The sequence below is a fragment of the Bacillus sp. JJ1521 genome (genome assembly GCF_036965165.1).
Classification (GTDB): Bacteria; Bacillota; Bacilli; order Bacillales; family Bacillaceae_L; genus Ferdinandcohnia.
Genome location: NZ_JBALOX010000015.1, coordinates 14,727 through 28,820, shown reverse-complemented (window position 1 = coordinate 28,820; position 14,094 = coordinate 14,727). Strand labels below are relative to the sequence as shown.

At 39.7% G+C, this 14,094-nt stretch carries 11 protein-coding genes; 2 read left to right on the top strand and 9 right to left on the bottom strand.

Translation table 11 applies throughout. The features are described 5' to 3' along the window. Position 1 precedes the first annotated feature (1 nt). The 8 genes from V7147_RS03395 to V7147_RS03360 form a co-directional block, all read right to left on the bottom strand. Positions 2 to 556, bottom strand: coding sequence for an NADPH-dependent FMN reductase (locus tag V7147_RS03395; RefSeq protein WP_335366455.1), 555 nt, complete (start codon positions 554 to 556; stop codon positions 2 to 4). Positions 557 to 688: 132 nt separating this feature from the next. Next, positions 689 to 2,173 carry an aldehyde dehydrogenase gene (locus V7147_RS03390; protein WP_335366454.1) on the bottom strand — a complete coding sequence of 495 codons (1,485 nt, stop codon included), beginning with the start codon at positions 2,171 to 2,173 and terminating at the stop codon, positions 689 to 691. Between the two features lie 16 nt (positions 2,174 to 2,189). Further along, positions 2,190 to 2,999 (bottom strand): alpha/beta fold hydrolase, encoded by an 810-nt coding sequence (locus V7147_RS03385; RefSeq protein ID WP_335366453.1) that lies wholly within the window; start codon positions 2,997 to 2,999, stop codon positions 2,190 to 2,192. Next, entirely contained in the window at positions 2,999 to 3,577 is a 579-nt protein-coding gene (locus V7147_RS03380) for an amino acid synthesis family protein (RefSeq protein WP_335366452.1), read from the bottom strand. The genes V7147_RS03385 and V7147_RS03380 overlap by 1 nt, the downstream gene beginning before the upstream one ends. Beyond that, complete coding sequence (locus V7147_RS03375; RefSeq protein WP_335366451.1) at positions 3,578 to 4,723, bottom strand: LLM class flavin-dependent oxidoreductase; 1,146 nt, start codon at positions 4,721 to 4,723, stop codon at positions 3,578 to 3,580. It lies immediately after the preceding gene. Positions 4,724 to 4,738: 15 nt separating this feature from the next. Then, positions 4,739 to 5,416: a GntR family transcriptional regulator gene (locus tag V7147_RS03370; protein ID WP_335366450.1), complete on the bottom strand. Its 678-nt coding sequence runs from the start codon at positions 5,414 to 5,416 to the stop codon at positions 4,739 to 4,741. A 133-nt stretch (positions 5,417 to 5,549) separates the two neighbouring features. Further along, a complete protein-coding gene (locus V7147_RS03365) occupies positions 5,550 to 7,142 on the bottom strand; it encodes a BCCT family transporter (protein WP_335366449.1) in 1,593 nt (530 codons plus the stop codon). A 460-nt stretch (positions 7,143 to 7,602) separates the two neighbouring features. Next, entirely contained in the window at positions 7,603 to 12,546 is a 4,944-nt protein-coding gene (locus V7147_RS03360) for a 5'-nucleotidase C-terminal domain-containing protein (RefSeq protein WP_335366448.1), read from the bottom strand. Between the two features lie 347 nt (positions 12,547 to 12,893). On the opposite strand from V7147_RS03360, the gene V7147_RS03355 reads away from it, so the two are divergent. Further along, positions 12,894 to 13,088, top strand: coding sequence for a YwbE family protein (locus V7147_RS03355; RefSeq protein ID WP_335366447.1), 195 nt, complete (start codon positions 12,894 to 12,896; stop codon positions 13,086 to 13,088). 27 nt (positions 13,089 to 13,115) lie between these two features. Next, positions 13,116 to 13,592 (top strand): hypothetical protein, encoded by a 477-nt coding sequence (locus tag V7147_RS03350; RefSeq protein WP_335366446.1) that lies wholly within the window; start codon positions 13,116 to 13,118, stop codon positions 13,590 to 13,592. Positions 13,593 to 13,639: 47 nt separating this feature from the next. On the opposite strand, the gene V7147_RS03345 is transcribed toward V7147_RS03350, so the two are convergent. Beyond that, the coding region (locus V7147_RS03345) for an RNA polymerase subunit sigma (protein ID WP_335366445.1) at positions 13,640 to 14,094 on the bottom strand (455 nt) is incomplete at its 5' end.

Genomic DNA, 14,094 nt, shown 5'->3' with positions numbered 1-14,094 from the left:
CTCATGCTTGAAATTGAAGTTCTTCTTTTAGACCTTTTTGCATCCGAACAACCTCTTCGCTTAAATGAATAATGCGGCTTAACACATCAGCATCGATAATCTCATTCTGTGCATTAAAATGATCATTCGTTGCATAAACAGATCCTGGTGCGACATAAGCTCGGAAATAGCCTGCAATTGGTTTCAACTGATTTTCGATGACTAAGTAATGCTGATAAGTTCCGCCTGTTGCCACAAATCCCATCACTTTATTTCTAAACTCCTTAGGAGGGATTAAATCAAATAGATTTTTCAGAGCCCCTGTTATGGACCCTTGGAAAATCGGTGTTCCAATGATATAAAAATCAGCTGATGAAACGATGTCGATTACCTTTTTTGTATCCCCTGTATAGGTGGATGGGTCACGTCCATCACAGAATTGAAGATTATATTCTTTTAAATCTAGTACTTCTACTTCAATTTCTGGATCGTTCTTTTTGACCTCTTCTGCCACCTTTTGGACAACCACTTTTGTTTTGGAGCCCGTAATCGTACCAGATATCGCTAATAATTTCATGTTTGCTCCTCCTTTTTGTCCTGCTCCAGCGCCCAATCAGCTATTGGCCTTCCCTCTTCCGCCCAACGTTAAATAAACTGCGGGGTACTCGGGGCCTTACGCCGCTGTCCAAGGGGCTATTGCTTGTCTTGTTTATCGCATAATAAACGGATCTGGAATGGGTTCAGATGATGTATTCACCCATACAACCTTACTTTGTGTATATTCATGAATTGCTTCATAACCGCCTTCTCTACCATATCCACTTAACCCTGAACCACCTATTGGTGCAATCGGAGAAATACTTCGGTAGGTATTGACCCAAACAATTCCGGCATTTACTGCCTTGGCAACACGATGGGCTCTGGCTACATCACTTACCCAAATGCCAGCAGCCAAACCATAGTCCGTGCAATTGGCAAGATGAATCACTTCTTTTTCATCTTTAAAAGGAATAACACTTAAAACAGGACCAAATATCTCTTCCCTTGAAATGCGGGATGAGTGATCGGTAAGCTCAAAGATGGTAGGCTCAAAATACCATCCTTTATCCAAGTATTCAGGAGATTTACCGCCGTGAATAACCTTCCCGCCTTCTTCATGCCCTAAAGAGACGTATTGTTTTACACGTTCTAATTGGGCTTGTGTGGCTAGCGGACCCATCTCTGTTTCATTTTTTAGCGGATCGCCAATTTTAATTTGTGAGACTCGATCAACAAGTTTATGCATGACCTTGTCATAGATGTCAACGTGTAAAAACGCGCGCGACCCTGCTACACAGCTTTGACCCGATGCACCAAAGATTCCTGCAATAATTCCCATGGCGGCGTTATCAGGATTCGCATCTTCAAAGACGATATTCGGTGATTTCCCGCCAAGTTCCAACGAAACCTGTGCAAAATTGTTCGCCGAGCTACGCACCACATGTCGGGCTGAATCTGGGCCACCAGTAAAGGCAATACGTCTTACAAGTGGATGCGACGTTAATGTATCTCCAACCGGCATCCCAAAACCGGTCACGACATTCACTACCCCCGGTGGGAATCCAGCTTCCTCTACAAGCTTCATCAGTTCCAACAGAGATGCCGATGTGACTTCAGATGGCTTGATGACGATTGTATTACCTGCCACTAGTGCTGGAGCAAGTTTCAATGTCGTTAAATAAAGCGGTGAGTTCCAAGGTGTAATCGCAGCCACCACACCAAGTGGCTCTCTTGATGTAAAGACAAACATATCCTGTTTATCAATCGGCAGGGTCTTACCGTGGATTTTATCCGCGAGGCCTGCATAATAGTAAAAGAATTCAGGCAGATAATTTAGTTGCCCTTTCATTTCACGAATCAATTTTCCATTATCACGTGTTTCGAATTCCGCAAGCTCATCTACTTTTTCCGAAATTAGCTCACCTAATCTTCTGACCAGGCGCCCTCTTTCCGTAAACGTCATTTTTGCCCAGCTAGAATGCAAAAAGGCATGATGGGCTGCTTGAACAGCACGATCCACATCCTCGGATGTTCCTTTAGCTACATAACACCAAGGCTCTCCACTTGCAGGGTTATAGCTTGGAAAATATTCACCACTTGTTGATTCCGTCCATTCCCCATTAATATACATCTTGTATTTTTTTAATTCTGACATGAGCATTTTCTCCCCTTTACCTCACCACCGGCACTGCATTCTTTTTAATAAATTTTTCAATTTCCTTGTTTAAATAATCAGCGTCTTCAGCCGGTAACATGTGTTTCATATTTGGAAAAATTAGTAGTTCTGAATGCTCGATTTGCTGATGCATGCTCATCGACATTTCCGGAGTTGATCCAACATCATGTTCCCCAGTGATAATCAATGTTGGAAGTTTAATCGTTGTTAGCTTTGGCCATAACTCCTGGTCTGCTGTAGCGAAAAGTGTATAGGCAGCCAAATAGGAGTGAGGGTTGTTTGTTTGAAGCCGCGTACGTATTTGATTCACAACTGATTCATTATTTACTAGAAACTCAGGATTAAACCAACGTTGGATAGCTGTTTCGATTGTGGATTGTGCACCTGATTTTTTGACTTCTTCTACTCGTAACAGAATCGCTTTTCGTTGTTCATCCGTTCGATTGGCAACTGCATTCAGGATGGTAAGAGTTTGAATTTTTTCAGGAAACTCAAGGGCAAAAGCTTGTGCAACCATTCCTCCCATAGAAAAGCCGACCACATGGCTTTCTTTTAACCCTAGATGTTGCATGAGCCCGGCTAATTGCCCGACATAGTGGGAAAGCGAATATGGGCCTGGGGGATGTTCAGATCCCCCGTGCCCGAGCATATCGTAACAAATAACACGATAATGCTGAGAAAGACCTTTCACTTGTTTTTCCCACATCTGATGATCCAAGCCCACACCATGAATGAAAATTAATGGTTCACCATTCCCTTTTTCTTCATAAAAAATGCTTCCTTGATCATAGTGTGCGAAAGGCATTAAACCAGCCCCATCTCTACCATATCTTGATGACGATTTCCTGTTCTTGGATGTGGACGTCCGCCTGTCGCGACACCGATCGCGACCACGATTTCATCCGCTCGTGGTGCATCTGGAATCGTTGCTTCAAACGTAAGGAAGTGAGAGCGTTGGGAGTCGTCATTTTTATGTACCATTGGAATCACAACGGCTGTTCCCGCTCCACCACGCTTGTTCGTAAAGCTTAAAATGCTTTTTCCTTCAACAGCATCTCTAAATTTATTTCCGAACTTTAATGTATGGATGAAGGCAGACGCATGTTCAATCTCGCCATCTACGCCAACAACAGCGGCCTTTCCAAATGCTTCCACATCGTCTGGAGAACCAATATGTTTAAATAATTCATTTACTAATACCTCACCAATTTCCGGCGCATATTCATTAATTTCAGGCATTAAATCCTGTACAAATCCTCTGCCAGCCCATGGGTTTTTCATGACGAGCATTGTTGTAATCATTCGAATAGGTGTATCTAATTCCTTACCGCCTTCAATACGAGTCTCTTCTATGGCCGTGTATACCTTACGAATTTCTAACATTTATAAAACCCCCGCTTTCACATTTGTAAATCTCGGCATAACTTCTTCTGTAAATAGTTTCAAACTCTTCATCATCTTGTCATGTGGCAAACTATTGTGGTTCACCCACAGTAATAATTCTTGTAAATTAAGCTCATCCTTCAGTTCTTGGATTTTCTCCGCGACATAGTCTGGAGTTCCAAATAATAGATTTCTAGGATGTAAGAATTCATAGTTTAACTCTTGGCCAGGTTTGACTTCTTCACCGGGATCCATTAGATTACCTAGTCCTCTCCAGTGGCAAATCCAGCGGTAGTTGTTTAATACTGCCTCTGCCGCATCTTCACGTGCTTGTTCCATTGTCTCCGCAACGTACACATCACGTACCAAGGCAATTCCTTCGCCAAGCGCTACTTCATGTCCACGGGCTGCGGATGCATGCTCACGGTATAATTCAAAACGGCCTTTTAATTCCTTTACAGTCGGCATCCAGAACATACCTTTAATATTGTTTTGGGCTGCAGCAATAATAGAAGTTGGTGAATCAATGACTTGCCAGATTGGCAGTTCCTCTTGATATGGTCTTGGCATAAGGGAAATTTTATTAATTTCTCCCTTCTCCATATCCATGAATTCTTCCGTTGCTGGACTCATTGGATGGCTCCATTTCAATCCTTCTGGAGGGAATTGATAAATATCGCCTTGATGAGAGAAGAATCGATTCGACCACGCTTTTCTTAAAATCTCTAATGTTTCATTAAAAAGAGCACGGTTTTGTTGTTGATTTTTGGGATCAGCTAATGAGTTTAAGTTTGCAGCTTCTCTTCCGTATAAACCTCGAGCTAAACCAACTTCGACACGTCCTTTACTTAGCTGGTCAAGCATTGCGACATCTTCTGCTAAACGAAGCGGATGCCAGAATGTAGCCACATTTGCTGCCTGCCCAATTCGAATGTTGTTTGTTCTTGCTGCAATATCTGCACCCATTAAGATTGGGTTAGAGATTAATTCATTACCCTCATGGCCAAAATGGTGTTCCGTATACCAAATAGAATCATAGCCATTTTCATCACAATAGATTGCTTGCTCACGTGCTTCATCAAGAACTTTATAGTATTCTTCGTGTCTTCCTGGACCAGCTAGGTTTGCAAAAATTCCAAATTTCATAGGTTTCAATCCTCTCTATTCTTGTTTTTTATCATAAAGTTTATTATAGATCCCTTTCTTAAGTTGCACTCCACTTGCCCTTACGTGATCACGCATGACCTGTTCTGCTTTCGTTCGATCTCCTAGAAGGATTGCTTCCAAGATTTCCTGATGCTCTTGTAACGATTTTTCCAAGCGATTTGGTACTTCAATACTTAAATACACATAACGGCTATACGGAATTTGGTTCAGAAGCAAATTTAATAAGTAGCTTAATTTTGAATTATTCGCTCCGTCCAAGATGGCTTTATGGAAAATGTTATTTGACTCTACATATAGCTTGTGGTCATTGGTTTTAACAGCCTGTTCCATTGATGTAACAGATTCTTTAACCATTTCGATGTACTTTGTATCACCACTTTCCGCTAATAGCCCAGCTGCTAGCCCTTCCATAACTTCCTTTACGGTAAAAAGCTCTGTTAAATCTCGATCTGTCGGTTTGGTTACACATGATCCTACTCGAGGAATGATTTCAACTAATCCTTCTCGCTCCAATTGTTTTAATGCTTCCCGAATCGGGGTTCTACTTACCTTAAAATGTTCCGAAAGAAAAGCTTCTGATAATTTTTGTCCTGGTTCATATTCACCAGTAACAATTGCTTCCCGAATAGCATTTGTAACCTGCTCTGTAATGCTCATAGTTAATATTGACACGATGAGAAACACCTCCCTCTCAGCTTCTTGGTGTCTTGTATGTACCATGTACCATACAAGATGATATTCAAATTGTAGCCGTTTTCAATTTTATAGTCAATTGTTTCTCTTTTAAATCTTCAAATAATTTTTATTAGTTTTCTTTTGATGCAGATATTTCAGCCATTGAAGGCAATCGTTCATCCTTCGTCTCAGGCACAATCCCTTGTTCTATGGCCATTCTCTTGGCAAGTTTGGGAGCATGCCATAGAATTGGCATCATTAGAATGGAAACGGGAACTGCCGCAATGACAACAAAAGATTGTAAGGCCCCGATTCCTCCATCGCCAATTTTGATTAAAATAATCGCAATAACTGCCATGACTACTGCCCAAAACGTTCGAATCGTTCTTGGCGGGTCACCAACACCTGTTACACTCATCGCAATGGAATAAGCCATCGAGTCCACCGTCGTGACGACAAACAATACAGTTAGCAACAGGAATAGGAATGGCATAATCGAGCCAAGTGGCATTTGATTCGCAATCGCAATAATTGCAGCTGGAAGACCACCTTCTGTTAACGGGCCACTTACAGATCCTACATTTTTAAGTTCATAAAAGATTCCCGAACCTCCTAAAATTGTAAACCAAAAATTTGTCGTTAAAGATGAAATCACTGATACAACAACGAAAATTTCCCTAATCTTTCTACCTCTTGAAATTCTCGCGACTAAAAGGGCCACTAATGGGCCAAATCCAATAAACCATCCAAAGAAGAATAGCATCCAATACCCTAACCATTCTTGGTCACCGCGAAATGTACTAATCGTCATAAACTCACTCATAAAAGTTCCAAATGATGAAACAAATGAGTTGATGATAAATTCACCCGGGCCGAAAAGTAGTAGAAAAATACCGATCGCTACTGCCATATTGACATTTAATCTACTAAACCATTGAATCCCTTTATCAATTCCTGTGATTGTGGAGATTAAAACAACACTCGTAAGTCCAATAATGATGATTAACTGTGTACCAAATCCATCAGGCCAGCCGAAAACAGCGTTCACACCATAACTAACTTGCAGTCCAAGAAAGCCAATCGGACCAATCGTCCCCGCTGCGGCACCAAGTATACAAAATACATCCGCTAACGTTCCCCATACACTATTGCGAATCTTTTCACCAAATATCGGATACAAAAGAGTTCTTGGTTTCAATGGCATCCCTTTATGATTGTGCGCATACATAATGACAATCGTACTAATCGCACCATAAATGGCCCAAGCAGTGAACCCCCAAGACATATAACTTTGTGCCAATGCCGGACCAATTGCTTCCTCCGTTCCCGGAAGAATACCCTTGTGCATCGGAGGTACGTCCATAAAATAATACATGGGTTCTGCTGCCGCCCAGAAGACTCCCCCAGCACCTAACCCTGCCGTAACAATAATAGCTGCCCACTTAAAGAAGCCCATTTCCGGTTTGTTTAATTTACCTAATCGAACATTTCCATATTTAGAGAAAGATAATACTGCCCCAACAATAAAGGTAGCCAGTAATAATAATTGCCAGTATGCTCCAAAATATTTGATTGATAAATTGAAACCACTCGTCACTAACTTTGTAACCCCATCTACATTAAACGCTGATAAAAGAACAAACAGAACAAGAACACCACCACTTATCAAAAAAACAGGCCAATCTATTTTTTCCTTCAAAGATCTCCAATTCTCATTTCCCACTCAATTCCCTCCTCATAATAGGTCTATTGCGGATGTTCAAACACAATCAACATATTCAATGTTTCCCTACCTTCAACAACTGATTATAATTCAAGCCTACCGAGTGACAACCTAAAAACATGAACAATATGCTTAATGGCCGCGCTCCATATATCCCTCCCTTATCGCTTATATGTGCCATGTACCATGTACCATACAAGTTCTTATTGGGTTATTGTATACGCTTTCACATTGTCAGTCAATTATTTTTAAAAAATATTTTGAATTATTGTTTAATATATTTGATATAGCTGACGGTTTTAATGATTTTTCTGTTATTAGAGAAAAGCCATTAAATTACCCATTACTTTAACATTTTAAAAATTTTTCAAAGTAAGGACAGAACCTGAAAATTTTTCGAAAAAACACAGGTCATAGACATTTCTACGACCTGTGTTTTTAATTTACTATTAACTGATTTTTAGTCGAACTTCTTATAGCCGCCCTTACCTTCGGATTTGAATGTAAAATCATAACCCTTACGATTATTATTCTCCACTTTAATTTCTATTTCACCATTAGGTAAGCTAGATGCTGGAATCTGAAGTTCAGCAACACCATTGGAAACCACTAATGTTGCATTTGCTTCTTTAAGTTTTGCCACAGTTTGTGAAGTAAATGATACAAAAATTGTATTTTTCTTTTCAGGAATATTTACTTCAACTGTAGCTCCCTCTTTCAATTCATCTAAATCTTTTGCCGTAACATTGTATTTATTACCCTTTTCTAGCTCTGGAGTAACAACTACAACTTGAGGCTCTTCTTCACCTGGGGTTGTTTGGACATCAATGATTCTACCTTCAACCTTAGTTGGGATTCCCGCACTACCTAGGCTTACTAAATGATCGCGGAAGTTTTCCCAATCGGAAAGTCCTAAGTCCGTTACTCGGCCTTCTTCATAGGCTTTTGCGAATACACCATAGCCATCTCCACCTTTAGCAGTGAAAGCATTCGTTGCGATGATGTACGTTGTATTAGCATCAACTGCTACAAGGTTTCCTTTAGCATCTTTAATGTAAACTCCAACTACTCGTTCACCCGCTGGTTTGGAAGAATCAAATTCTACCTTACCTCCTGCTACATGTAGGAATCCGCCATTTTCTGCAGGGTAACTGCTTACCGAGATTTCAAATGCTGCTTTTAATTCAGCCCCTGTTAACTCCATTGTTGCTAACGTATTTCCAAATGGTAGAACAGTGATGACTTCACCAACTGTGATTGGACCAGCATCAATACCTGCGCGGATCCCGCCACCGTTTTGCAACGCCATTACGACATTTTTACCAGTAAATTCTTTTGCTTTTAAAAGCATACCATCTGTGATTAAGTTACCAAGAATTGTTTCATTTTTACGTACACTTGGTTTTGAATTATCACCATTTGTACGAGGGCTTTCTAATGGGATAGGAGTTGTTACTCCGATTTCTTTTTTAGCAACTTCTTCAACTTTGGCTTTATAAGGTGCTAATACCGCAGCTGCTTCAGGATCAGCCGCTTGACTGCCGATTGGAATTAATTCTCCCGCATGTTCAATCACAACACCATTTGCATCAAACACTACATCTAGTACTCCTAGATTGCTGTTAGAATTACCTGTTTGAACAATAACTGTTGGTGTTGCATCTTTTGCAACAACCACAGGTTTAGTTAATGTTGTATGGCTATGTCCTCCGACAATAATATCAATGCCTTCTACTTTTTCAGCAAGGATTAAGTCATTATCAATTGCTGCATTATCATCAAAACCAATGTGAGTTAATGCAATAATCTTATTAACACCTTCTGCTTCAAAGGCTTGAACAGCTTTTTCTGCCTCTTTCAGATAGTTTTGAAACTCAATGGAACCAGGACTGGAGATGTCGACTGTTTCTTCCGTTGTTAAACCGAAGATACCCACTTTCTCTCCATTTACTTCTTTAATGATTCCATTATAAATTTGACCATTATCAAAGTCTGCTGCGATGGCATCATTAAATACTCCATCAAATTTAGCATCCTTCGAAAAATCAACGTTTGCACTTACAAATGGGAAATGTGCTCCTTGGATAAACTCGACTAATTTTTGATGACCTTCAGTTGAAGATCCCAAGTCAAATTCATGGTTACCAAATGTCATTGCATCAAAGCCCATTAAGTTCATCATCGCCAAGTCTGCCTTACCTTGGAACTCGTTAAAATATAATGTTCCAGTAAAAGCATCTCCGGCATGTAAAAGAAGTGCATCAGGGTTTTCCGCTCTTACTTCTTTCACCGCTGTAACTGTTTTCGGCATATTGTCTAAAGCAGCATGTGTATCGTTTGTATGCATAACCGTTAAGTCGAAATTCTCATTCTTCTTAAGGTCTACCTGGACCAATACCGGGTCATGGTCAGATGCACGGCCTGCCATATCAGTAAAGTCAGCATTGATGTGTAAAATATCAATGTCAGTTTGAGAAACCAGGTTATTTGATACCACAATATGATCTAAAACCTGTGAGTTCCCTTGGAACAAATACGTATAACGATCACTTTTTTCAACATGGTTGATCATATTTGTCATCAATTCACCTTCAAATAGTTTCATTGCATCGGAGAATTGATAATCATTATAGTCACCAACAGATACAATATTGGCGTCTGGGTTATCATCTTTTATTTCTTCTACAAAGTTATAAACAACATTTGCAATTTGTTTACGTTGTTTTTCACTACCATACACTGCTGGTTGTGTTGAACCGAATAATGGAGTGTCTCCAGATTTCGAATTCCAGTGGTTTACAATCACAACAACATCTTCACCTTGGAAGGTAAATTGTGCTGCTAAAGGTTTACGACTGTTATTAAATGCAGCATTTGTAGGGTCAATACGACCTGGGTTATGCGTTAATTTACCATTTTCATAGCGAACTGCAGTTGTAGCATCACCAGCTGAAATGCCTTCTGGTAATGAAACACGGTCTGGATTATATAAGAATCCTACACGGATATTGGCATTTGGTGCTCCACCATCTTGATTATTAAGAGGGTCAATATTTAAATATTCATATTCAGGACCGCCAGCAGCAACAATTGCTTGAATTAAACGTTGATAGCTTTCATTTGCAGCTGAACCTCCAGCAGATTGTCCATTGTTATCTTGAACTTCAGTTACTCCGATAATGTCTGGACTTTCCATATCTTTCACAAATGCACGTGCTAGTTTTTGAGCTTTGTCATTTGATGTTTCTTTTGTATTATTTGAGAAGTTTTCTAGATTATAAGAAGCAATGGTTACCTTGTCTTCCTCTTTTACAATCGTTGTTGTCTCTGGTTTTGCATTGCCTTTTACATGTTTTGATTGCATTTCTTTTAAATCTACATAAATCTTATAGTTTTGGAAACCATAGTTGACTACACCCGTAATAGGTCCAGTAAATTTGTCTCCTGTTGCTACTTCGAAATCTCTAGCAGCATTGTTATCGTACATCTTGAATTGGATACGGTCCGCATTTGCATTGTCTTCAGTTAAAAGTACACCGCCGTGGATTGTATCCGTTTGTCTGTCTTCAAGAACAGTAATTAAATCACCATGTTCCTGAGGTGCAACAGCCTTTACAGTTTCTACTTCAACAAGCATCCCTTCAATGCTTTCCCAGAAATCAATTGCATCTTCTTCTGGATCAAACATTGCAAAACTATCATTATCAATTACTTGACTTGGCAGGTTGTCGCTCGTAATTTTTATCGGTTCAGGTAATTCAACCTTAGTTTGAATTACGGTCACTGCACCACCGCGGTCATCACGTGCATTGATTTGTGTGATGGATAGGTCTGTGTCCGCTTTATCATTGTAGCCATCGATATGATATTCATCGACAGTACCTGTTACACTTACTAAATTTCCAACTGCTACATTTGCTTGATTCCCAGTATAAACGACGATTCCTTCAGATGTTTTTGGATTGTCATCCTTTTGGTCATCTGGAGTTTGCATATGAAAGTAGTTACCGCCATTGATTTTATAAGTGTACGTTACGATACCTTCCACATTTTCAACCGTTCTACCTTTAAGAGGAGATTCATGAGATTCACCTTGAATATCATGGATGTTGATGTTTTCAATATCGAATACTTTATAAGTAAATTCCTTAACTTCACTTGCGGTTAAGCCCTCTTTTACAGCAATCGCTTTGATTGTTACATCTTGGTCAATTGTTATTGGTTCACTATATTTCTGACCATTTTCAACCGTTGGTTCAGTTCCATCTGTTGTAAAGTGGATGTCTGCACCTACAGTTGTAGTAGATAATGTTACTTGAGTTCCAGCAGGAATGGTACCTGATGGATGAGATGCACTTACTGGCTGAACTTTTGTTGCATCCGCAACAATATCAGCTTGTCCACGTGGAATGATTTGATAATCCGCATCAAACTGTTGGACAATACCTGTTATCGAATCATATGTTGTTCCAACAGATAGTCCCAATGTCCCATTTTCATCACGAACTAAAAATTCTGTTCCATCTTCGGCTTTTGCAGTAAAGTTTGCCCAGCCGTTCCCGTTAGAAACAGCGATAAGTTCGATGTTCTTAACAACTGCTAATTTAGATTCATTTTCTTCATTTATTCCAGCTCCTGCAAGTTCAACTGGAGACGGTACCCCTTTACCCTCTTTTTCCCCAATCAATTTTGCAGAATCTAATTGTAATAACCCTCTATATTCTTGTAATGACCCACTTACAGTGATTTCATCACCAAGTTGAACAGGTAATGAAGTTGGACGAACAGCAATTGCAGCCGTTTCATCTTGGATATGAATGGTATTTTTTAATACTGCAGTTACAATACCCTTAACTGTTGCATTACCAGTACCTTGAGCACGCGCCTCGGCAATGCTGATTACTGTTGGTTGTTCAGGTTCTGGATTTGGTTCACCATCAAGAAATTCATAGGAAGTTGCGCTTTTATGGCCTGGAACACTAAAATATTGCTCGAGGTTACCTGTTATAGCCACCTTTCTTTGGAAGTTTTCTGGATGGTCCACCAAGTTTAAGTCTGTACGAACTGCACTACCGTTTGGTAACTGTACAGGCAAGATTTTTGCAGGATTCGTTTCGTTTGGATCATCTGCTAAACCAAGATTTGTAGCAACCGTAAACGGTGGAATCTGAACATATTTTGTTCCGCTACTAGCTGTTCCTACGATATACCCTTGTACCGTAGCCTTACCCGAATTATTTGCAATTGCTTCTGCTACTGTAATATAAGATGATTGTTCTGCAGTTACACTAGCAGTTCCTTCTGCTGCACTTACAGGAGGTGCGAAGTTTAATAGAGTAGTAGGCACTATTAAACTAAAAACAAAAAATACCGATAGTAACTTTCTCACCATGCCTTTTTTCACAGCTTTCTCCCCTTACTTAGTATTTTTGGTACGCCTTCAAGATAATGTCGCACGGGAACTCGGTCAATGGAATTTACGAAAGTAAAATAAAACTTTTACATAACTTACTTTATTATGTATTTTGTAAAATCCAGTTAATGAACGACCTCCGCAATATAAAGTTGCCACATTCCTCACGCTATGTATATCAACCTTTTATACTAATTAGAACCTAAAAACATGAGACTAAAATCACACTCTTCTCCATCCACCGACTAAGTATTTAGATGTGCCTATATTTTTAAAAGATATCTTTTCAAAAATAAGGTAAACTAAGAGAACAAATAATAAATGGAAGGATTTTCGCTATGAATGGGCAGAATCGTGCAGATATTTCACCAGGAACGCAAGTGCAAATCGTGTTAAAAAAGGACCAACGAACTGGTATACTAACAAAAGGAATTGTCAAAGATATTTTGACAAAGTCTAGCTTCCACCCTCATGGGATTAAGGTTCGATTAGAGGATGGTCAGGTTGGTCGCGTGAAGGAAATTACACAATAGTAAAAATGCAGAAATGAGGACTTACATATGTTATCTTTCGAGGAAAAACTCAGGATCATTGAATCCTTCCCAGAGCTACAACGTAAAGATGTATCTTTAGGAAGAGTAAACTTTCATTATAATGACAGTGTTTTTGATAAAAAAATTGTTGTTCAGCATCTTCATCCAAAAGGCAATGGTTTTGTATACGCCGGAAACCTTCAAAACTATGAGGTCGATGACAAGGGCTTTATAAATATTCGTGATTTCTCAGAAGCTGATTTGAGAAGAATCGTAAAGGAATCGATTCAATCCCTCTCAGCAAATTCTCCATTAGCAAGGGAGAATGCCATCATTGGTGAGGGACAAGAGGAACGCTGGGTGAATGATGAAGGACAATCATTGCTACTTGTTCTTGAGGACGAATGGTGGAATATATACTCTGGATTAAATCTAGAAGAAGCTTTTGGCTCCTATGATGAAGCTGAAGATTATTTATATGACGAAGGCTTTAGACTAAAATAAACAAAATCCAACCTCGTGTTAAAATGGGGTTGGATTTTTTCATTTCATTACTGAATTGGCATAAAGGAGACTTTCCAAATACCGTTCTCCTCTTTCACCATTTGGAAACCCATGTCCCCGTCTTTATTACGGAAAGAGATATAGCCTTCATATTCGCTTTGCTGATGGAAGGTTCCAGAACCCAAACCGTAAAAAGCTTTATTGTCGGTTTTGGCAAACATCGGATCTTGTTCCCAGTATTTCTTATCCTCTTCCTTTGACCACATGACTCGGTCCTCTCTCGTTGTATACAAGGCATAGGAGGTTTCTTGATCACCATCAGCATTGGCTTGGAGATATATTTTCGCCACACTGATTGGCTCAAGATTTCTTAGTGCCTCAGGATTATGGTCCAATTTAAACTGCTCATATGCCGCCCTCTCCTGCTCATTTAGTTCAAGATCATTTTCAATTTCTGGGACATACTCATCAAGCGGAGCATAAATTTCAGTTTTTCCCTCTT

Coding starts and splice junctions, on each gene's coding strand:
- V7147_RS03395 (WP_335366455.1), bottom strand. CDS start 556: ATGAAATTATTAGCGATATCTGGTACGATTACGGGCTCCAAAACAAAA.
- V7147_RS03390 (WP_335366454.1), bottom strand. CDS start 2,173: ATGTCAGAATTAAAAAAATACAAGATGTATATTAATGGGGAATGGACG.
- V7147_RS03385 (WP_335366453.1), bottom strand. CDS start 2,999: ATGCCTTTCGCACACTATGATCAAGGAAGCATTTTTTATGAAGAAAAA.
- V7147_RS03380 (WP_335366452.1), bottom strand. CDS start 3,577: ATGTTAGAAATTCGTAAGGTATACACGGCCATAGAAGAGACTCGTATT.
- V7147_RS03375 (WP_335366451.1), bottom strand. CDS start 4,723: ATGAAATTTGGAATTTTTGCAAACCTAGCTGGTCCAGGAAGACACGAA.
- V7147_RS03355 (WP_335366447.1), top strand. CDS start 12,894: ATGAATGGGCAGAATCGTGCAGATATTTCACCAGGAACGCAAGTGCAA.
- V7147_RS03350 (WP_335366446.1), top strand. CDS start 13,116: ATGTTATCTTTCGAGGAAAAACTCAGGATCATTGAATCCTTCCCAGAG.